Source organism: Streptomyces termitum (assembly GCF_014650175.1).
GTDB classification, from domain to species: Bacteria; Actinomycetota; Actinomycetes; order Streptomycetales; family Streptomycetaceae; genus Streptomyces; species Streptomyces termitum.
In genome coordinates, this window is sequence record NZ_BMUL01000002.1 from 519,336 (window position 1) to 538,922 (window position 19,587).

General features: G+C 70.0%; 16 protein-coding genes and 1 pseudogene. 11 read left to right on the forward strand and 6 right to left on the reverse strand.

Annotation, left to right across the window (positions count from 1 at the left end):
• The first annotated feature begins 109 nt into the window (after positions 1-109).
• Complete coding sequence (locus tag IE219_RS05595; RefSeq protein ID WP_229849623.1) at positions 110-1,420, forward strand: MFS transporter; 1,311 nt, start codon at positions 110-112, stop codon at positions 1,418-1,420.
• Here IE219_RS05595 and IE219_RS05600 read toward each other — a convergent pair.
• On the reverse strand, positions 1,392-2,213 hold the full coding sequence (locus IE219_RS05600) for a class E sortase (protein ID WP_189975382.1): 822 nt from the start codon (positions 2,211-2,213) through the stop codon (positions 1,392-1,394). The genes IE219_RS05595 and IE219_RS05600 overlap by 29 nt on opposite strands.
• Positions 2,214-2,276: 63 nt before the next feature.
• On the opposite strand from IE219_RS05600, the gene IE219_RS05605 reads away from it, so the two are divergent.
• The 5 genes from IE219_RS05605 to IE219_RS05625 all read left to right on the forward strand — a co-directional run bounded on the left by IE219_RS05605 (position 2,277) and on the right by IE219_RS05625 (position 9,463).
• Positions 2,277-3,275 (forward strand): SEC-C domain-containing protein, encoded by a 999-nt coding sequence (locus tag IE219_RS05605; RefSeq protein WP_189975383.1) that lies wholly within the window; start codon positions 2,277-2,279, stop codon positions 3,273-3,275.
• 129 nt (positions 3,276-3,404) lie between these two features.
• Positions 3,405-4,949 (forward strand): ATP-binding protein, encoded by a 1,545-nt coding sequence (locus tag IE219_RS05610; RefSeq protein WP_189975384.1) that lies wholly within the window; start codon positions 3,405-3,407, stop codon positions 4,947-4,949.
• Positions 4,946-7,897 (forward strand): Z1 domain-containing protein, encoded by a 2,952-nt coding sequence (locus tag IE219_RS05615; RefSeq protein ID WP_189975385.1) that lies wholly within the window; start codon positions 4,946-4,948, stop codon positions 7,895-7,897. The genes IE219_RS05610 and IE219_RS05615 overlap by 4 nt, the downstream gene beginning before the upstream one ends.
• 51 nt (positions 7,898-7,948) lie before the next feature.
• On the forward strand, positions 7,949-8,926 hold the full coding sequence (locus IE219_RS05620) for a NaeI family type II restriction endonuclease (RefSeq protein WP_189975386.1): 978 nt from the start codon (positions 7,949-7,951) through the stop codon (positions 8,924-8,926).
• A gap of 12 nt (positions 8,927-8,938) precedes the next feature.
• Complete coding sequence (locus IE219_RS05625) at positions 8,939-9,463, forward strand: very short patch repair endonuclease (protein WP_189975387.1); 525 nt, start codon at positions 8,939-8,941, stop codon at positions 9,461-9,463.
• Here IE219_RS05625 and IE219_RS05630 read toward each other — a convergent pair whose 3' ends face one another.
• The 3 genes from IE219_RS05630 to IE219_RS05640 all read right to left on the reverse strand — a co-directional run bounded on the left by IE219_RS05630 (position 9,464) and on the right by IE219_RS05640 (position 12,040).
• The gene (locus tag IE219_RS05630; RefSeq protein ID WP_189975388.1) at positions 9,464-10,654 is read right to left on the reverse strand and encodes a DNA cytosine methyltransferase; all 1,191 of its coding nucleotides are present in this window, start codon (positions 10,652-10,654) and stop codon (positions 9,464-9,466) included.
• Between the two features lie 221 nt (positions 10,655-10,875).
• Positions 10,876-11,079 carry a hypothetical protein gene (locus IE219_RS05635; protein ID WP_189975389.1) on the reverse strand — a complete coding sequence of 68 codons (204 nt, stop codon included), beginning with the start codon at positions 11,077-11,079 and terminating at the stop codon, positions 10,876-10,878.
• Between the two features lie 124 nt (positions 11,080-11,203).
• Positions 11,204-12,040 (reverse strand): hypothetical protein, encoded by an 837-nt coding sequence (locus IE219_RS05640; protein ID WP_189975390.1) that lies wholly within the window; start codon positions 12,038-12,040, stop codon positions 11,204-11,206.
• A gap of 290 nt (positions 12,041-12,330) precedes the next feature.
• On the opposite strand from IE219_RS05640, the gene IE219_RS05645 reads away from it, so the two are divergent.
• The 5 genes and pseudogenes from IE219_RS05645 to IE219_RS05665 all read left to right on the forward strand — a co-directional run bounded on the left by IE219_RS05645 (position 12,331) and on the right by IE219_RS05665 (position 17,038).
• The gene (locus tag IE219_RS05645; protein WP_373298768.1) at positions 12,331-13,020 is read left to right on the forward strand and encodes a KpnI family restriction enzyme N-terminal domain-containing protein; all 690 of its coding nucleotides are present in this window, start codon (positions 12,331-12,333) and stop codon (positions 13,018-13,020) included.
• Positions 13,021-13,084: 64 nt separating this feature from the next.
• Positions 13,085-14,497: a ParB N-terminal domain-containing protein gene (locus tag IE219_RS05650; RefSeq protein WP_189975391.1), complete on the forward strand. Its 1,413-nt coding sequence runs from the start codon at positions 13,085-13,087 to the stop codon at positions 14,495-14,497.
• A 2-nt stretch (positions 14,498-14,499) separates the two neighbouring features.
• Positions 14,500-16,329, forward strand: a complete 1,830-nt coding sequence (locus tag IE219_RS05655) for a DEAD/DEAH box helicase (RefSeq protein ID WP_189975392.1) — start codon at positions 14,500-14,502, stop codon at positions 16,327-16,329.
• A 54-nt stretch (positions 16,330-16,383) separates the two neighbouring features.
• A pseudogene (locus IE219_RS05660) lies at positions 16,384-16,650 on the forward strand (S-adenosylmethionine-dependent methyltransferase); the annotation flags it as partial.
• 85 nt (positions 16,651-16,735) lie between these two features.
• Positions 16,736-17,038 carry a hypothetical protein gene (locus IE219_RS05665; RefSeq protein WP_189975393.1) on the forward strand — a complete coding sequence of 101 codons (303 nt, stop codon included), beginning with the start codon at positions 16,736-16,738 and terminating at the stop codon, positions 17,036-17,038.
• Positions 17,039-17,290: 252 nt separating this feature from the next.
• On the opposite strand, the gene IE219_RS05670 is transcribed toward IE219_RS05665, so the two are convergent.
• Positions 17,291-18,559: a DUF445 domain-containing protein gene (locus IE219_RS05670; RefSeq protein ID WP_189975394.1), complete on the reverse strand. Its 1,269-nt coding sequence runs from the start codon at positions 18,557-18,559 to the stop codon at positions 17,291-17,293.
• 11 nt (positions 18,560-18,570) lie between these two features.
• Entirely contained in the window at positions 18,571-19,587 is a 1,017-nt protein-coding gene (locus IE219_RS05675) for an ABC transporter ATP-binding protein (RefSeq protein WP_189975395.1), read from the reverse strand.

Consider the following 19,587-nt stretch of genomic DNA (forward strand, 5'->3'; position numbering starts at 1 on the left):
CGGCGGCGATACGGGCCCGGGCCCCGGTTCTCGTCCCGGTTCCGGTTCCGGCGCAGGCCCGGATTCCGGTTCTGGTTCCGGCCCCGGTTCCGCCGCCGGAAGGGCGACCCTGGCGGTCACCGCCGCCGCCACCGCCCTCGCCCTGATGAACTACACGGCGCCCATGCAGACCCTCCCGGCGACGGCCGCCGCCTTCGGGACCCCGGCCTCGGCGCAGGCGTGGCTGCTCAACGGCACCCCGCTGGGCCTCGCCGCCCTGCTCCTGGTGGCGGGCGCGCTGGCCGACGCGCACGGCCGGCGCCGGGTCTTCCTGCTCGGCACCCTGGCGCTGGGCGCGACGACGCTGCTCGGCGCGCTCGCGGGCTCGACGGCGCTCTTCACGGCGGCCCGGATCGCGCAGGGCGCGGCGAGCGCGGCGGTCCTCGCGGGCAGCCTGGGCCTGCTGGCGGACGCGTACCCCTCGGGCCGGGACCGGATCCGGGCCACCGGCCTGTGGGGCGCGTCGGTGAGCGGCGGGATCGCGCTGGGCCCGCTGCTGGCGGGGGCGGTCTCGCTGGTGGACTGGCGGCTGGTCTTCGTCGTCCTGGGCGCGGCGGCCCTGGTCACGGCCGCCGCCGGCACCCGCGCGCTCCCGGCGGGCCCCCCGGCCGCCCCCGCCGGGCCCGGCCGCCCGGACCTGGCGGGGGCGGTGGCGCTGGCGCTGGCGCTCGGCGCGCTGCTGACCGGCCTGACGCTGGGCCGGGACGGCTGGCGGGACCCGTGGGTCGGCGCGCTGCTGGCGGCGTCGGCGGTGCTCACGGCCCTGTTCGCCGTGGTCGAGCGGCGGGTGGCGCACCCGATGATCGACCTGGGGCTGCTGCGGCGGCCGGAGTTCCGGGCGGCGACGCTGGGCGCGCTCTTCACCGGCCTGGCCGTGATCGGCCTGTTCAGCGTGGTGCCGGCGCTGCTCCAGCGCGGGGCGGGGCTGTCGCCGCCGGCGGCGGCGTGGCCGTTCGCGCTGTGGTCGGGGACGGCGTTCGCGGTGGCGCTCCAGGCCCGCAGGCTCGCGGGCCGGGTCCCCGCCCCGTACCAGCTCGCGCTCGGTTTCGTCCTGTCGGCGGCGGGCGTCCTCGGCCTCCTCGGGACGGTCGGCTCCCCCGCCGTGCCGTGGCCCCGGCTGGTCCTCGCGATGGTGGTGGCGGGCGCGGGCAGCGGCCTGCTGAACGCGGCGCTGCCCCGGCTCGCGGTCGACTCGGTGCCGCCGGAGCGGGCGGCGATGGGCTCCGGGGCCAACAACACGGCCCGGTACATCGGCTCGGCGGCCGGCGTCGCCCTGGCGCTCGCCCTGTCGGCGGGCGGCGCGGACCGGGCCCTGCTGGCCTCGGCGGGCCTGGCGCTGGCGGGCGCCGTCGTCACCGTCGCAGCGTCGCCCAGACGATGAGCCGGTAGCGGGAGGTGAACTCGGGGGTGCAGGTGGTGAGGGTGAGGTAGGAGCCGGGGCGGGAGTACCCGTACGAGGGCTTGACGATCGACCGGGGCACGGGCTGGATGACGCCGGTGTCGCGCGGCGAGGTGACCGGGAGGATCTGGTCGACGCGGTAGGTGTACGTGCCCTCCCGGGTCCGCAGCGTGATCTCGTCGCCCTTCCGCAGCCGGTCGACGTACCGGAAGGGCTCGCCGTGGGTGTTCCGGTGCCCGGCGAGCGCGACGTTCCCGGGCCGGCCGGGGGCGGCGGTACCCGGGTAGTGGCCGACGTACCCCTTGTCGAGGACGTCCCGCTTGGAGATGCCCTGGGCGACGGGGACGGTCAGCCCGAGCCGGGGGATGCGGAGCACCGCGAAGGTGTCCCCGGAGACCGGCGGCCCCTTCGCCCCGGCGGCGGGCGGCCCCCCACGCCCCTCGGGCGGCACGGACGGCGAGGGCACCCCGCCCGTCCCCCCGCTCCCCCCGCTCTCCCCACTCCCCTCGGTCCCACCGGCGCCGCCGGCCCCACCGGGCTCACCAGACCCACCGGGAGAGATCTCCCACTCCCGCTCCAGGACCCGCACCCGCTCACCGGCCTCGGCACGCGCCTGCTCGTTGGTCCACCACAGCTGGTGGACGACGAGGAGGAGGATCAGAACACCGCAGGTGACGACGGTCTCGGCACCCACCCAGAGCACGCGGGCGAGCCCATGGCGCCCCGCGCGCGCCTGGACCACCACCGGCACCCGTTCCCGTCCCCTGCCCCGCACGCCCGGCACGATAAGGGCTGCGGCGCCAACTCTCCAGGGGCGTACCGCAGTACGGTGGACGCCATGCGCCCCGACACGCCCGCCGCCCACACCACCGAAGCCGAGCGACTGCTGCGCACCGCAGCCCGGTACCCCGGGGACCGGGAGCCGCTGCTCCTCCGGGCCGCCGCCCACCGGGAACTGGCGGGCGACCGCCCCGGCGCGACCGCGCTCTACGACGAGCTCCTCGCCGGCACCCCCGCCGCCCCGCACCTGATCCGCGCCCTCAAGGCCGCGAACCTGTGGGAGTACGGGCACGAGGCCGAGGCCAGGGCCATCATCGACGGCGTACGGCGCTCCCGCCCGGCCGACGCCGCCCCGTGGGAGATCGTCGCGGAGACGCTGGAGGCCCACGACGAACTGGAAGCGGCCGAAGCCACCCTCACCGAGGCGGCCGGCCTCCTCGCCGACCCCGCCGGGGAGCTCCCGCACGCCACCCGCTCCCTCCTCGCCACCCGCCACCGCGTCCGCCGCATGCTGGCCCTGGACCACGACGCCTGGGACACCCGCGCCGACCGCCTCCACACCGGCACGGTCCCCCTCGACGAACTCCACGACCCGAAGCGCCTCTGGTCCCTCGGCTCCTCCGACCCCGCCGAACTCCAGGCCGAGATCGCCCGCCTCCGCTCCGAACTCGGCACCTACCGCACCGCCCTCTCCCGCCCCTTCCCGGTGGCCGTCCTCCACTGGCCGGAACGCGAGCTGACCGAACTCCTCGCCGCCTACCCGCCCCTGGAGACCGAGTACCCCACCTACACCGCCCACCTGACGGACATCGAGGCGTCCCTCCGCGAACTCGCCGCCGCCGGCACCCCCAACCTCGGCATCGTCCGCGCCACCGTCCCCTCCTACGAAGCCTTCGCCGCCTCCGAAGCCACCCACCCCTCCACCCCCGCCCTCCTCCCCCAATACGCCACCACCCTCGCCGCCCGAGCCCGCGCCCTCCCCTGGCCCCCTCTCCCACCGGAGGACTGCTGGTGCGGCTCGGAGAGGGCTTATGGGGAGTGCCACGGGGCGGAGTGATCCTCTGCCCCTGAATCAGGGGCTTTCTCGCGTCGTGTCAGCCGGCTGGAGTAACGTCGCGTGTGTCACGTTGCTGTCCGACTGGCCGCTTCCCATGCCCAGGTCAGTCCTGCGCATGAGGAAAACCAATTGGCCTACGAGTCTGGTTCTGAGTGGCAGTTCGATGTGCCCACGAGCGGGAGCAAACGGCTTCCGCCCGCCGCCCGCTACGTGGAGTCCCTGACCCATCAGGGTTACAGCTTCGAAGCCGCCATCGCTGACCTCGTCGACAACTCGATCGACGCGGGCGCGAAGAACGTCGTGGTGAGCTTCCTCCGGGACGGTGGCCGGCTCGTCAGCCTGCTCGTCATCGATGACGGGCAGGGCATGGACGACGATGCCCTGGACATCGCCATGACCGTGGGCGGACAGCAGAAGTACACGGACAGCGCTCTGGGACACTTCGGGGCCGGGCTGAAGGCGGCTTCCCTGTCGCACGCGAGCGCCCTGACCGTTGTCAGCCGCACCAAGCGCAGCCCTTCGGCGGGGCGGCGGTGGCTGACCGCCCATGCGCACCAGGACTTCACCTGCGACATCGTCGACTCCCGGTACTGCCAGGATCTCGTCGACCGCTACGACGGCGTGATCGGCTGGCATGGCACGATCGTCCGCTGGGACGAGGTGCGCGCTTTCGAGACCGTGACCACGGGCCAGACCGACCGGTTCCAGAACGAGATGATTGAGCGGCTGGAAACCCACCTCGGCCTGTACCTGCACCGTTTCCTGAACCGGGACGACTTCCACATCGACATCGTCGTGGAGGACGTGCGGACCCAGGAGGAACTCGATCACCGGGGCATCGAAGCGATCGACCCCTTCGGCTACCGCCTCCCCGGCCGTGCAGGCTTCCCCCGCACCTACACGGCGCCGGTCGAAGGAGTCGGCCCCCTGAAGCTGACGGCCCACATCTGGCCGCCGAAGTCCCTGCTCGTCGCCTATCGAGGCATCGGCCCCCGCGCCGAGCGCCAGGGCTTCTACATCTACCGGAACGACCGTCTGGTGCAAGCGGGCGGCTGGAACGGAACCCGCAGCGCCGAGACACACCACAACCTCGCACGCATCGCCATCGACCTCCCCTCCCAGCCCAACAGGGTCTTCTCACTCACCGTGAAGAAGGACGGGGTCAACGTCACCCCGGCGTTCGCCCGCGGGCTGGAGAAAGCGACGGACACCAACGGCGGCACGTTCGTGCAGTACCTGAGGGAGGCGGAGGGGACCTACCGGGATGCCGCACGCCGGTCCACCGAGGTCCAGCGCAAGGAAGTCATCCCGCCCGGGAAGGGGGTCGACCCCAAGCTGAAGCGGACGCTCCGCGACGAGCTTCCCACGCTGGAGAGCGAAGACCCCATCACCTTTCGCTGGGAAGCCCTGCCGGCCGGGGTCTTCTTCGACATCGACCGCGAAGACCACGTCGTCCGGCTGAACAAGGAGTTCCGCCAGGCGTTCAGCGCAGGGCGCCGGACCGGATCGAACGATGCCCCCACACTCAAGGCGATGCTCTACCTGATGCTGGAGAAGAACTTCCGCATGGGCCGGTCAAGCGCGCAGCGAGACGATGAGATGGCCCTGTGGAACAGCGTTCTGCTGACCGCCGCCCAGTGCGAGATCTCCCGCGGAGAGGAAGACGCCCGGTGAATGACGACCTGCTGAATCTGCATATCGATGTCCTGGGCGCGATGAGCCGGGAGCCGAAGGACTTCACCAAGATCGCCTTTGCGGTATCCGACCTAGAAGAGCCCGCTGACGGAGCCCTGGAGGAGTTCCGCGGCCTCCTCATGGCGGGGCAGCCCGAGTTCACCGCCCTGTGGAAGCAGAAGCTGACATTCTGGGACACCGTGGAGACGGCGACCTGGTCGGCCAGCCAGGCAGGAACCGAGCAGCGGCGCGCCGACACCTACGCCCGGCTCGGCTTCGGCGAAGAGCTGCGCAAAGCGCTGGACACCGCTGTTCCCCTGATCACCGCGCCCAAGCCAGTGGTGCTCAGCCGGGGCTTCACGCCCTGGTACACCAGGGAGAAAGGCGCCGCCCGTTCGTTCTACTGGTCGGCCTACGAGAGGGTCCTCCGCGGCAAGGGGTGGAGCGAGGCCGCCATCGCCAGCCTCGACCAGGCTTCGCACGGCGTGGTGGAACGGCTGTCGGACCCCACCCGCGACGACGCCTACAGCGCGCGCGGCCTGGTGGTCGGCTACGTCCAGTCCGGCAAGACCGCCAACTTCACCGGGGTCATCGCCAAGGCAGTGGACGCCGGATACCGGCTGGTCATCGTCCTCGGCGGCACGCTCAACCTGCTGCGCGGCCAGACCCAGCGCCGCCTGGACATGGAACTGATCGGCAGGGAGAACATCCTGCGGGGCATCAGCCCCGATGACATCGACAGCCTGATCGGCGTCGACTACCAGGACGATGAGGACTGGCCCGCCAAGTTCGTCTCGCACGGCGGGCGGCCTTCTCACCGCGGGGCCTTCGATATCGAGCGGCTGACGACGCGCGACGACGACTACCGGGGCCTGGGCCAGGGCATCAGCGCGCTGGACATCCCGAAGACCGATCCCGCCCGGGCCCTGCACGACCCGGTAAACCTGCACCCTTCGGCAGCCCGCGTCATGGTGGTGAAGAAGAACAAGGACGTCCTCGCGAGCTTGGTCCAAGACCTCAAGCGCGTCGGCAGCATCCTCGGCGAACTCCCCGTTCTGATCATCGACGACGAGTCCGACCAGGCCTCGGTGAACACGAACAACCCTGCGAAACGGACCGAAGGAGAGGAGTCCCGTACCACCATCAACCGACTGATCTCCCATCTGCTCCAGCTGCTCCCCCGGGCCCAGTACGTCGGCTACACGGCCACGCCCTTCGCCAACGTCTTCGTCGACCCGGACGACACGACGGACATCTTCCCGAGAGACTTCCTCATCTCCCTGCCCCGTCCCATCGGCTACATGGGTGTCCAGGACTTCCACGACCTTGACTCGGCCATTCCTTCCAGGGAACGCACCTTCGCTAACTCCCAGGAGAAGGCGCACGTCCGCGGCATCTACGACGGGCCTGACGACCGGCTGCTCGAGGCCATGGACGCGTTCGTCCTCTCTGGCGCGCTCAAGCTCTACCGCATCCGCCATCAGGGCGTGTCCGAAAGCAAGTACCGCCACCACACCATGCTCGTCCACGATTCGGTGCGGATGGCGGATCACACCGCGCTGGCCCAGCGGCTGAATGCGATGTGGCACGAGTCGTACGGCAGCAGCGCGGCTCACGAGCGGCTGGCCAAGCTGTTCGAAGAGGATTTCAAACCGGTCTGCGACGCCCGTTCGGAAGGCGCACAGGTCCCGGCATCCTACGAGGCGCTCCGGCCTCACATCAGCCGGGCGCGTCAGCTCATCAGCTCGGGAAACAACCCGGTCATCATCGTCAACGGGGACAAGGAGCGCGACTACGAGCAGGTCGATCTCGACTTCGACCGCACCCGCAACGTGTGGAAGATCCTCGTGGGCGGCACCAAGCTCTCCCGTGGATTCACCGTTGAAGGCCTCACCGTGACGTACTACCGGCGCAAGACGCAGCAGGCGGACACCCTGATGCAGATGGGCCGCTGGTTCGGCTTCCGTGACCAGTACCGCGACCTGGTGCGTCTGTACATCGGCCGTGAGGAGCCCTACGGCAAGGACAAGACGCTCGATCTGTACGAGGCGTTCGAGGCCATCTGCCAGGACGAAGAGGTGTTCCGGAGCCAGCTCGCACAGTACGCCACGGTGATCGACGGCGAACCCCAGCTCACGCCTGAACGGATGCTGCCGCTGGTCTCACAGCATCTGGCGCTGATCAAGCCGTCAGCGCGGAACAAGATGTTCAATTCCGAACTCGTCGAGATCCGCTCCCCCGGGAAGCCCATCGAGCCGGCCGCGTACCCCCGGAGCCCGGAGCGGACCGCCCGGAACGCCGAACGCTGGCGCCCCCTGCTGCCCGTTTTCAACGCCGCTCCCGTCACCCTGGCCCTCCCCCCGGACAGCAGCAGTCCGCTCACACGTACCTTCCAGGCCACGACGGCCGTCGTGGCGCACGCAGACCTGATCAGCGTGCTGAGCCAGCTGGAGTGGGAAGGCGACAACCATTTCACCCCTCATCTCAACTACCTCGCGCAACTCGACGGGTCACTCGCCACCGTCGACGACTGGCTGGTCGTCGCCCCGCAGACCACATCGAGCCGCCGGGTGGAAGGCCGCATCCTGGGCCACGGGCCGGCTTCTCTCGTCCGTCGTAACCGCCAGCTGAACAAGGTCGCCTTCGGACGAATCTCAGGTCTTGAGCACCGCAGGTGGGCCCAGCAGCTCATCGATGACGCCGGCGCGGAAGGCCCGTCGGCTCCAGGACCGCTCGTGGTGGGAAGCCGTACGGGGGTCGTCCTGCTCTACGCGGCTGTGGAGGTCACTGACGACGCCGGACTCCGTGCGGCAGCTCCGGACGGAGTGGCCGACCCCTCACGGGTCATGCTCGCCTTCACGGTGATCCCGCCCGCCGCGGCGAACGATTCCTCTCTCCGGCTGCTCCGCTACCAGGCGAAACGGTCGAACTCACAAGACGGCTCGTGACCGGGCCGGGCCTCTCCACGCCATAGACCCGACCGGACAGGAGTCCTGTTGATGCTTCCCTTCTTCCACCACAGTGCGACCGCTGCGGTCAGCGTCCGCGAACAGACGCTCCTGAACGAAGACCCGGAACTGGCCGCGGTCTACCAGCGGCTGACCCGGCTCGACCCCGGAGGCCTGCGCTTCGCCAGAGTCCTCCGGGACACGATCGACCAGCTGCTCAACGGAGAAGTCACCGGACGCTACGACTGGGAAACGCTCTTCAAAACCGAGAAGACCCATGCGGGAACACTCGTCGAGATCAACCTGCAGCGCGAGTTCGCATTCGATGACGGCGTCGACATGGACTACCGGATCTCCGGCATCGAAGTGGACTGCAAGTACTCCCAGCGTTTCGGCAGCTGGATGATCCCTCCGGAGGCCCTGGGCCACCTCTGCCTGCTGGTGTGGGCTGACGATTACAGGAGCGAGTGGAGTGCGGGGCTGCTGCGCATCGATGAGCGCTGGCTCAACCAAGGGAACAACCGGGACAAGAAGCTGACCATCAAGGCAGAGCACCGGAGCAGGATCCTGTGGTTGTGGCACGGAGAGGAGCTTCCGGTGAACGCCCTGCTCCACATGGACCCCGCCGACCGGGAAGCGGTCTTCGCCGCCGGTTCGGGGCAGTCGAAGCTCAACGAACTGTTCCGCAGGTACCAAGGGCGGAGAATCGGCCGCAACGTTGTACGCACGGTCGCCCAGCAGAAGGACTACATGAAAAGAGTCCGGGGGAACGGAGGAGCCAGATCGGCTCTCCAAGGCGAGGGAATCATCATCATGGGCGACTCCCAGTCGCATCAGGAGATAGCGGTCCAGCTAGGTCTTCCCGCCCCGGGGGAGGGCGAGTTCGTCAGCGCGCGCGTGACACAAGCGAATGGCGACTTCCAGGGGCACCGGGCACGCATCGAAGGAGAATTGTGGAGGGTTTCGAACAAGAACGACAAGGTCACGAAAGCCCCCGTCCTCCCTTCGGCCAAAGCGAAATCCTCATAGGATACAAAAGAGATGAAAGAAGCTCCTGTACGAAGAAAAGGGGAGGCTCCCATCAGTGACTGGGCTCCGCCTGAGGGGTCATGGGCGTCCTCTGCCGCACGGCGCCGGAACATGCAGGCCATCCGAAGCCGCGACACACAGCCTGAGCAGCTGGTCCGGCGGCTTCTGCACGCCCAGGGCCTGAGGTACCGCGTCGCCGCCAGGCCCCTTCCCGGTCTCCGGCGGACCGCGGACATCGTCTTCCGGCCGGTGAAGGTCGCCGTCTTCATCGACGGCTGCTACTGGCACGGATGTCCCGAGCATTACGTGCCGCCGAGGACGAACCCCGGTTACTGGTCCGACAAGGTTGCCGGCAACATGGCGCGGGACCTCGACACCAACGCACGGCTCAAGGAAGAGGGATGGACCGTCCTCCGGTTCTGGGAGCACGATGAGCCCGGCGAGTGCGCCGCCCTGATCGCCGCCGAAGTGGAGAAGCTCCGTGCCCGCGCCCAGAAGCCGGAAAAGGACACGGACACGGACACGGAAACACCCTGATCAGGACCGCCGCGCGTCCCGCTCCCGGGCTGCTTTCAGGACCTCCATGATCGAGCGGCCCACGGCCTCAGCGACCGGCGGCGGGAAGGCGTTGCCTACCTGCCGGTACTGAGCCGTCTTGCCCCCGTCGAAGATCCAGTCGCTCGGGAACCCCTGGATGATCGCGGCCTGCTCGACCGTCAGCATCGGACCGCCAGAACCGAAAAGATCACGATCCGCGGAGTTCTTCTTCTCCGCGGTCTCAGCGTCGTTGGCGACTCCGAGGCCCGACACGCCCAGCTGCTTCCAGGCCGCCTTGGCCCTGCTCGGGCCGAGGTCAGCACCGCCGTGCTTCTTGGAGCCGCCCACGAGCGTGGGGGCGATGCCGGCGCTGCCCTTGGCCCTGAGCTCCGCGTGCCGATCCGACGCCTTCTGGTACCACCTCTCCAAGGCGTCCTTCGCTTCCCTCTCACGGGCACCGCCATAGTGGGCGGCGTACCGCGCCTCCATCGATTCCCTCAGAGCCTCCGCGACGCTGAGCGGCTCCTCGTGCGTCGGTACCGGCCATTCGTACTTCACGTCCTCCTGGACGTCCTGCCGGATGGCGACGAGAATCGCGCGCGGCCGGAGCTGCGGAACCCCGAAGTTGCTGGCTTCCAGGAGGCCCCAGTGGCAGACCCGGTAATTCATCCCCCGTTCGGTGACGACGGTTCCGTCTTCCTCTCGGTACGAACCGCCTTCAAGCCTGGCCTTGATGTAGTCCCGGTAGTCCTCGAACTTGGGGTCCAGAATGCCCCGCACGTTTTCAATCATGACCGCCCGGGGCTTGAGCTGTCCCACGAGATCGAGCATGCGCGGAAAGAGGTCCCTCTCGTCGTCCCTGCCGAGCTGCTTCCCGGCATGGGAGAACGGAGGGCACGGCACGCCGCCGGCCAGGAGGTCCAGCTCGCCGGGCTGGATCGGGGATCCGCCCCGGCTGACGTCCTTGAGAGGCTCGAACTCCTTCACGTCCGAGTGGCTGAGATCACAGTGGCGCAGCTCCCAGGCCCAGTCCGGCCGCGCCTCGATGTTCCGCCTCAGCGTCTCCCTGGCGTGCTTGTCGATCTCCACGAGCGCGAGGTGCCGGAAACCGGCACGGTGCAGACCGATGGCCTGTCCGCCGGCTCCAGCACAGATCTCGATCGAGGTGAACTCTGATTCAGTGCTGGCCATGCACCCTCCTTCGTACGCGAACCCCGGCTGGCGCCTTGTGCCGCCAGCCATCACAGAGGGTGACAGACCCCACTGACAGAGCGCCCCGCTCACAGCGGGCGATGGCATACGTGCCCCACTGGTAAACAGCGCCCACATAAGTGTGCGGCATCGGGCACCAGCGGCTGACCGCTCCCCGGGCGAGTCGGGGGCGTACTCCTCATGCGGCGTCCGCAGGACGGCTAACCCGCCGTCCCCCTGATCAGGGTGAGGAGCAGGATGCCGAGCGTGAGCGTGCCGGCGAAGGCAGCGGCTCCCCACCGGACCGAGGCGGATACCGTCTGCCCCTCCCCCCTGGAGAGCGCGAAGGCGGAGACGGCGACAGCGAACGCGAAGAAGACGCTGAAGCCGATTCCGACGATCAAGGCCAGCGAAATGTGCAGCATGAAGGGACTCCTGTGCGACGTGAGCAGAAGAGGCGGTCCGGATCCGGGCGCCACAGAGACCGGAGCGACGACTTCGTCCCCACCCCGTACCGGTGTTCTTCGGAAATGCCCCGAGGGCTGTCGGTTACCGCTCCAGGCTGGCCTCCGCGGGAAGGCTGGCGCGCATGACGAGTTCGGCGGAGCTTCCGAGACCGGCGCCCATCAGGGCCAGGGCCAGCCGCGTCGTGGCGGCCGGGCCGCGCTGTCCGTCAGCGAGGAGCAGCGCTTCGGCCAGGTCCGTGTCTCCGGTGGCCTGGAGTCCGGCCACGGCGGTGCAGAAATCGGCCTCGCTGAAGGTCCTGCTGGCCGACCAGGCCGTACCGACGAGCTCCCTGAGGTTCCCCGACGCGCGGGCCGCCCGCAGGATTCCCAGGGTTTCGCCCACCGTGCCGCTTTCGGCGCCCTCCGGACGCGTCGTCTCCGCGGCCTCCGGCTCCTCCCGGTCCGCCGGTTTCTCCCGCGGGCTGGTGTTTCCGGAGTTCCGCCGGTCCTGCGCCGGTCCCGCTGCCGGAACGGTGCCGGAGTCCGGGGCGTCCGTCCCGGATGCCTGCGCCCCGTCGGCCAGTCCCCCGATGGCGGACGCGGCGCAGGCATCGCGGTCCTCCTGGGCATTGCGGCCGGACTGCTTCAGCCGCGCGTACGAACGGAGCCTCTCCAGGGCGGCCAAAGTCACCGGCGCGGCACCGGCCGAGTTCCTCCGCGCCGCCTTGAAAAGGGCGCGGAGCTTGGACTGCCAGGGGATACGGCGGCCGATCCAGTAGTTGGACAAGGTGCTGGGGGCAATGCCCAGCTGCTGTGCGCGGACGTGCTGCTTGTCGGACGTCATCCCGTTGACGAGCGCGCGGAACCCTTGGGCGAACGCGATGCTCGCGGGCGTGCACTGTTCCCAGAACGTTTCCCGTACCTGGCCCAGAGCGGCCATCGAACCTCCAGAGGCAGACGTATTTGTCGAGTGTTCAGTCTCCCGTGATCAAGCGTGAGCACAAGAGGGAACGGCCCGTTCTGCCGATCCTGATGTTTGCGCTGCCCCGGAATCCGCTTTCCGGTGTTTGCGTTTCCGCCGGCCCGCGCCCCACATGTTTGCGTTGAGCCGCAAACACCCGGGACAGCTTGATCTGCTGGCCGCTCTCCCCTTCCAATGGAAGGCGCACGGATCCGGGTGCCGGCGTCCACGTGTGGACGCAGACCCCGGTCAGCCTTAAGGAGATCATCGTGGCGGACACTGACATTCCCTCGTGGCGGACCAGCACACAGGGGACCATGGTCCGCTGCGCCCTCTGGCTCGTCACCGAGGTCGGCGTGGGTTCGGTCTTCACCAAGACGGAACTGCGCGAGGCGTTCCCGGAGACCTCCCAGATCGACCGCCGTATGCGCGACCTCCGCGTGCACGGCTGGGTTATCGCCACAAACCGGGAGGACCCCACCCTCTCCCCGCACGAGCACCGGTTCGTCGAGCAGGGGGCCGAGGTCTGGAAGCCCGGCCAGGCACGGATGAAGCCGGCAGCCGCGGGCATCAGCGCCCCGCAGCGCCGTGAGATCCTCGACCGGGACGACCACCTGTGCCGGGTGTGCGGCATCGCCGCCGGCGAGGCATACGACGGCGGAGTCGAGACCGCCCAGCTGGACATCGCCCGCCGCGAGGTGCTGAAGCCGGGCGGCACAGTCGTCGAGCTGGTCATCGAGTGCCGGCGGTGCAGGATCGGCGGCCGGGGCCGGCAGACCGACGTGACGGACGTCCTCGGCCGACTGGCGAAGATGAGCGGCGTGGAGCGCGAGCTCTTCGCACAGTGGGTGGCGGCGGACCACCGGGACTTCAGCGCCATGGAGCGGCTCTGGGGTGAGTACCGCAGTCTGCCGGCTGAGTCCCGTGAGGCGGTCCGCGCGGCGGTCAGCCGGCCGTAGCACGCTGTCACGGCGAGCCGGAAGAAGAACGGGCCGAGGCCCGGAGTTGAGGAGAATCGTGGGAATGCTGGCATTCGATCTTCCGCCGAAGGGCCTGGAGAACGCCGAGTTCGTCGCGCAGCGGCTCAGTGAGTCCACCGAAGGCGAGGGAGTCAGCGAGACCGTCACCGTGGAGTGGAACGGCCGTCCCCTCCACGTCGGTGTCATCGACATGCCGCTGCGCGACGTCTACTACAACCCGGCGACACACCGCATCAGGGCCCAGCGCGACCACAACCCCGAACTCGCCCGCGGGTTGAAATCAGACCCCTGGAGCGTGGAAAGCCAGGAATATCTCGACCGGCTGCTCAAGGGGAGGCCCGCCAGCCCGGACGAGACGGATCCGGACTTCGAAGCACTGATGGAAAGCCTGCGCTCCGTCGAGCAGCAGGAACCCGGCCTCATGACGCATGAGGGCATCCTCGTGAACGGCAACACGCGTGCGGCAGCCCTGCGCCAGCTGGGCCGCACGTCGATCCGGGTCGGCGTCCTGCCCCGTTCCTTCACCTGGGACGACATCAACGCGGTCGAGCTGACCCTTCAGCTGCGCCCGGACAAGCGCCGCGACTACTCCTACATCAACCGGCTCATCGCGATGGAGGAACAGGAGCTGATGGGCCGTGCGGACACCGATATCGCCCGCGACTTCCACATCCAGCTCAGGACCTTCCGGCAGGAGCGCTGGATCCTCGGAGTGATCCGGGACATGATCCAGCGCAGCACTACGCCGGAAGGCGCCCAGCTCAGCCTCGCGGACTTCGAGGGCCACCAGGAGAACCTGAAGGAGCTGCAGCGCAACTACGAGAAGGTGCGGGCTTCGAGCCAGGAACAGGCTGAGCGGGTCAAGGAGAACCGGATCGCCGCCATCCTCCTGGACTTCGCCAAGACCAAGACGCGTTTCATCGGAGAGGACTTCCAGGGGAACTACCTGGAGGAAAGCCTGCCCTCACTGTTCGAGGCCACCGGTTCCAGTGCGACGAGCCCGGCCGCGATCGCCATCCCCGGTCTCGCCGTCACCGTCGCCCCGCCCGCCGATCCGGTCGTCCGGGCCCGCGCCGTGACCGACCAGATCCTCCGGGCCCGCGCCACCTGGTCCTCCCGCAGCATGCCGGACACCGTGCGGGAGGCCGCCCGGCACGAGATCATCGACGCCCGCAAGGGGATGCGCCGCGCGCTGGACGCGGCGGAACGTGACGACCGGCTCAGGAAGGTCAGGCAGACCACTGCGGAGCGCCTCGACGACGCGCGTGCGGCGATCGACCAGAGCGTGAGCGATCTGGTGCAGGCACTCGGAAGCAACAGCCTCGACGAGGCGAGTTTCGACAGTGCGCTGCTCAGGGTCCGGGGCAGTCTCGCGAAACTGGCCCGGCAGGCAAGCCGCGGTGTCACCACCCGGGGAGAGGGTGTCAGCTGGCTGATCAAGGCGAGTGAGGACTGAGCATGGACGTCACCGAAGAACCCTCGCTCAGGATCGGCTTCGACGAGACCCGCACGAAGGTGGTGTTCCGGAGCCTCGCTGACGGCCAGGAGCACCTTGTCCGGTTCGTCGCCCGGTACGGCAGCGGAAGACAGCGCGGCCCTCAGGCGGCCGAGGTGGACCTGGAAGAGTTCCTCGCCCAGTTGCCCCTGCTGACCCACTGGCACGACCCGCAAGGCGTCGTCTTCACGCCCGGTCTGAAGGCGCTCGCCGAAGGGTCGGTACGGGATTCGCAGGCAGTGGAAGCCCGGCTGGAGGCAGGACAGCGTGGCGAGCAGGTACAGGAAGAGATCGCTCCCTCTGACGTCCCGTCGCTCCTCGGTCCCTCCTGGACGGCCCCGCTGACCGGTTTCCAGCAGCGCGACATCGCGAAGCTGCTGTCCCTCACGCATGGAGCCAACTTCAGCGTCCCCGGCGCGGGCAAGACCCGCACCGCCCTCGCGGTGTACGCGGCCCTCCGCCAGGCCGGCAAGGTCAGGCGGCTTCTGGTGGTCAGCCCGAAGTCCGCGTACGAGGCGTGGACCGACGAAGCGGCCACGTGCTTCTCCGTGCCTCCCGTCCTCCGTGTCTTCCAGCGCTCGGAGGACGGCGGGGCGGAGATCCTGCTCGTCAACTACGAGAGGCTGAGCCGGCAGCAGTCCCAGCTCGCCGAGTGGCTCTCGGCCGCTCCGGCGCTCATGGTCCTGGACGAGGCCCACCGGATGAAGCTCGGGGTCCGGGGCACGTACGGCGCCAGCTGCATGGCGCTGGGACCACTCGCCGCGCACCGGCTCATCCTCACCGGAACCCCCGCTCCGAACGGCGCCAAGGACCTGGAGAGCCTCCTCTCGTTCGTCTGGCCCGGTCATGGGCGGCGGGCCGTGGACCGGGCAGTGGCGGGCGGGGACCTCGCGCACGCGAGCCGGGTGCTGAGACCCCTCTTCACCAGGACGACCAAGAACGAACTCCAGCTCCCCCCCGTGGACATACGGGTGAAGTACGTCCAGCTTCCCGAGGCGCACCGCCGTCTCTACTCCGCGCTCAAGAACCAGCTCACCGATCTGCAGGACCGCGAGCAGGAGGAGTTCGCCCGGCTCGGCAAAGTGCTTGTGTACCTGATGATGGCCAGTACGAACCCTGCCCTGCTGGAGTCCGGCTCGGACCGGTACCAGCCCCTGCCGGTCTTCGCGGCCCGGCGTCCGGCGGACCCCGGCCTCCCCCTGCTGGAGCTCATGCGGGAGCTTCCGCACTACGAATTGTCCCCGAAGTACGAGGCCGTCCTGCGGACCGTGACGGAGAACGCCAAGGCAGGCCGGAAGACACTCGTCTGGTCGACGTTCGTGAGGAACCTGACCACTCTTGCGGCCTCTCTCGGCCCGTTCCACCCCGCGGTGGTCCACGGCACCACCCCGGACCGGGAGGAGCAGATCCGCAGGTTCCGCGAGGACCCGGACTGCATGGTGCTGCTCTCCAATCCAGCCACACTGGGCGAAGGAATCAGCCTCCACCACGTCTGTCACGACGCTGTCTACCTCGACCGTGATTTCGCGGCCGGCCGCTACCTCCAGAGCCTGGACCGGATACACCGGCTCGGACTCGCCCCTGGTACGGAAACCCACGTGACGGTACTCGTCGCCGAAGGAACGATCGACGGCATCGTGCACGAGCGTCTCGGACGCAAGCTGGAGTTCATGGGCCAGATCCTCGATGATCCGGTCGTACGGGAGCTGGCGGACCCGGATGAGGACCTCACCCCGTGGGGGATGGACCCGGCCGATCTCCAGGCCCTCCTCGGCCATCTGCAGCACTCGTGAACGGCTGGCCTGTCCTGGGGATACGGCTCACGGTGGGCAAGCGGCCCACGCGGTTCCCCAGCGCGTGATCCGGCGTGGCCGACCGGGACCTTCGTGCACCACAACCACCGGCGGCCCGCCCGGCTCGCCACCTCCTTCCCCCGGCTGCTCGGGGTCGAGGGGCTCGATCTGCACGTGACGGACCTCGACGCCGACGAGGGGACGCAGGTAGTCGATCTGGTGGCCGTGTTCCGGGAGATGCTTCCGCGCGGGCCCGTCGCCCAGCCCGCGTGGCCAGGCGAGATGCTGGCGGACTACTGGCGGGACGCCTCCGAGCGCTGAGGCGGCCGGCGGAAGCCCGTCCGGGGGCGTGCGGCCCGCGCCCCGTACGCTCGAAGCATCACGTTTCGACCGAAAGAAGGCTCCCATGCCCCAGACCCCCGCTTCCGCCGTCGCCGCCGTCGGGCTCGTCGGTGGTTATGCCGTCGCGCGGTGGACGAAGAAGAGGCCGCTCGGTGGGGTGGTGCTGGCGGTGGCCGGTGGGGTAGCGGCGCGGGAGTGGTGGCGGGTGGGCGGGGCCGGGACGGCCGTGGGGCTGTCGGCGGCGTACGTGGCGGCGTTCGGGGGGTCGCATCCGCTGGCCAAGAAGGTCGGGGCGTGGCCGGCCGTGTTCGGAGTGGCCGGGGCGATGGCCGCCGCTTCCTGGGCGGTCACGCGCCGGGAGGGCTGAGCGGGCTGTCCGCCGGGGGCCGGGGCCGGGGAGCCCGGCATGTCCGGGACCGCCGGGGAAGCCCCGGACGGCCAGGGCCGGCCAGGACGCCCGAGGCAGCCGGGGCACCCCGGACCAGCCGGAAGAGCCCAGAGCGGCCGGAAAAGCCCGGGACCAGCCAGGAAAGCCCGGACCGGTCAGGAGAGCGCGGACCGGCCGGGAAAGCCCGAAGCCGCCGACGCCGCCGACGCGCCCCGGCCGGTCCCCGGGGCGTCAGCCGACCAGGCCGTGGCTGATCGTGTAGATCGCCAGGCCCGCGAGGGCGCCGACGACCGTGCCGTTGATGCGGATGAACTGGAGGTCGCGGCCGATGTTGGCCTCGATCTTCTTCGAGGTCTGTTCGGCGTCCCAGCCGGCCACCGTGTCCGTGATCAGCGAGGTGATCTCGGTGCGGTAGGTGGTGACCACGTACGTCACGGCGGATTCCAGCCAGCCGTCGACCTTGGTCTGGAGGCGTTCGTCGGTGGAGAGGCGGCGGCCGAGGGCGATCAGGGAGGTGCGGGCGCGCAGGCGGAGCTGGCTGCGGTCGTCCTCGGCGGCGGCGAGGATCAGGGCGCGGACGGAGCCCCAGGCGGAGGCGATGACGTCCTGGACCTCGGGGCGGGCGAGGAGTTCGGACTTGAGGCGTTCGACGCGGGCGCGGGTGTCGGTGTCGGCCTGGAGGTCGGTGGCGAAGTCGGCGAGGAAGCGGTCGATGGCGCCCCGGGCGGGGTGCTCGGGCATGTCCCGCATCTCGGTGACGAAGCGGAGGAGTTCCTTGTAGACGCGTTCGCCGATGCGCCGGTCGACGAAGCGCGGGGTCCAGCCGGGGGCGCCGCCCTGCACCGCGTCCATGACGGACTCGCCGTGGGTGACGAGCCAGTCGTGGGCGCGGGCGCAGACCAGGTCGACGGCCCGGCGGTGGGCGCCGTCGGTGACCATGCGGTCCAGGGTCTTGCCGAGGCCGGGGGCGATCTCCGCCTGGTCGGCGCGGCGGGTGATGGCCTCGCCGACGACGGCCTGGACGTCGGCGTCGCGCAGGACGGTGAGGGCGCCGCGCAGGGCGGTCGCGGCCTCGGCGGTGACCCGGTCGGCGTGGGCGGGTTCGGCGAGCCAGGTGCCGAGGCGGCGGGCGACCCCGAGGGCCCGGAGCCGTCCCCGGACGACGTCGGCGGAGAGGAAGTTCTCGCCGACGAAGGAGCCGAGGGAGGCGCCGAGCTGGTCCTTCTTGGTGGGGATGATGGCCGTGTGCGGGATGGGGAGGCCCAGGGGGTGGCGGAAGAGGGCGGTGACGGCGAACCAGTCGGCGAGCGCGCCGACCATGCCGGCCTCGGCCGCCGCGGCGACGTACCCCGCCCAGGCGCCCGCGCCGGAGTTCTTCGCCCAGGTCGCCAGGGCGTAGATCAGCGCGACGAGGGCCAGCAGTCCCGTCGCCAGGGCCTTCATGCGGCGGACGCCCCTGCTCTTCTCCTCGTCCGCCGCCGTGTACGTGAAGCTCACCATGGTCCGACCTCCTACCTCAGGGACTCCCGGCGCTCCTCGTGAGTTCCCCCGTACATCTTCGCGATGACGGACTCGATGTCCGGTTCCCGCACCGAGAGGTCGACGAGCGGGTAGGCGGCGGCGACCGCGGCAACCAGCGGGGCGGCCGAGGCGGCGGCGGGGAAGGCCAGGTGCTGGCGGGGGCCGTCGGCGCGGACGAAGCGGGCGCCGGGGACGTCGTCGATCGGGGGGAGTTCGCGGGCGAGGTCGACGACGAGGGTCCGTTCGCCGCCGCCGGCCTCGTGGAGGCCGGTGAGGTCGCCGTCGTACATGAGCCGGCCGTGGTCGATGACCATGACCCGCGAGCAGAGCTGTTCGATGTCGGTGAGGTCGTGGGTGGTGAGCAGGACGGTGGTGCCGCGGGTGGTGTTCAGTTCGCGGAGGAAGCCGCGGACCCTGGCCTTGGAGACGACGTCGAGGCCGATGGTCGGCTCGTCGAGGTAGAGCACCTCGGGGTCGTGCAGGAGGGCGGCGGCGATGTCGCCGCGCATCCGCTGGCCGAGGGAGAGCTGGCGTACGGGCACGTCGAGGAGGTCGCCGAGGTCGAGGAGGTCGACGCAGCGGGCGAGGTTCTCGCGGTAGCGGTCGTCGGGGATGCGGTACATGCGGTGGGCGAGGCGGTACGAGTCGCGCAGCGGCAGGTCCCACCAGAGGGTGGTGCGCTGGCCGAAGACGACGCCGATGCGGCGGGCGAGGCGGGTGCGCTCGCGCGCCGGGTCGATGCCGGCGACGCGGAGCCGGCCGCCGCTGGGGGTGAGGATGCCGGTGAGCATCTTGATGGTGGTGGACTTCCCGGCGCCGTTGGGGCCGATGTAGCCGACCATCTCGCCGCGCGCGACGGTGAAGGAGATCCCGTCGACGGCCCTGACCTCCTTCTTCTCGCGGCGGAAGGGGCCGGTCCTGCGGCGGACGGTGAAGACCTTCTCCAGGCCGTCGAGGGTGATGAAGGAGCCGTCGCCGGAGGCGGGGAGGGGGGTGGGCGTGGTCAT